The sequence below is a fragment of the Arthrobacter sp. Y3223164 genome (assembly GCF_059091005.1).
Genome location: NZ_JBNHGF010000643.1, coordinates 1 through 1,036, shown reverse-complemented (window position 1 = coordinate 1,036; position 1,036 = coordinate 1). Strand labels below are relative to the sequence as shown.

Genomic DNA, 1,036 nt, shown 5'->3' with positions numbered 1-1,036 from the left:
GGTCCAGCGCGGCGGCCTGGGGCAGGAACCTGGCCAGTTCCCGATGGTCCTCGGCCAGATGCCCGGTGGCGCCGGGCTCGACGATTTCCCGGGCGGCTCCCCGCGGCGTGGCGACCACGGGGGTCCCGGCGGCCAAAGCCTCGATCATGACGAGGCCGAAAGGCTCGGCCCACTGGAGCGGGTTCAACAGGGCGACCGCCTCGCCCAGCAACCGGTATTTGTCGCCGCCGGCGACTTCGCCGAGGAACTCCTCATCCGGCCCGAGCATGGGTTCGATGACGTCGTGGAAGTACCGCAGTTCCTCGGGCTCGCGCATCTTGGCGGCGATCTTCAACGGCATCCCCGCCATGCGGGAAATCCCGATGGCCTCGGCCACTCCCTTGTCCGGACACATCCGGCCCAGGAAACAGGCGTACCCGCCCCCGCCCGCGCCCACCGGGATGGCGGCGGTATCGATCCCGTGGTGAATGACGGCGGAGACGTCGAGGCCGGTACCGGCCACCTGCTGGTGAGAGATGGCGACGAGGGCGACGTGTCGTTCCGCGGCGCGGTAGATACCGGTCAGCTGCGCGGTCAGCCCGGTGTGGATCGTCATGACCCCCGGCACCGAACCCGGCCGGTCCCGGTAGAACGGCCCCGTCAGGGTGTGGTCGTGGATCAGGTCGACGCCGTGGAGCCCCTCGTAGGCGCGGATGATGTGGTGGAGCTCCGACCAGTTGGTCCCGATGGCCTCCGGATCGGACGGCTGCGTGCCCGGCACCAGGGGAACGGGGCATGTGCTGTCGGCGGCGGCGGCCAGCACCACGTCGTGTCCTGCGTCCACGAAGCCGCGGGCGAGGTTGTCAACGACCTCTTCGATACCGCCGTAGCCGCCCGGCGGAACCGGAAACCACGGTGGGGCGATCAGCCCGATACGCATCGTCGGCCTTTTCTCCCGGAGGGGCTCCAGCGTACGACAGCGCAGCCGGGGTTGGCGAGGCGCGCAGGTTCGACGCCTGTGGTCCGGCGGAGCGGCGGCCGGTCACCGGCGGCGGGC

General features: G+C 70.8%; 1 protein-coding gene. It reads right to left on the bottom strand.

Translation table 11 applies throughout. The features are described 5' to 3' along the window. Nucleotides 1-919 (bottom strand): glycosyltransferase (locus AC5RUJ_RS17085; protein WP_494156344.1); only part of this gene is annotated, 919 nt, incomplete at its 3' end. Nucleotides 920-1,036: the final 117 nt, after the last annotated feature.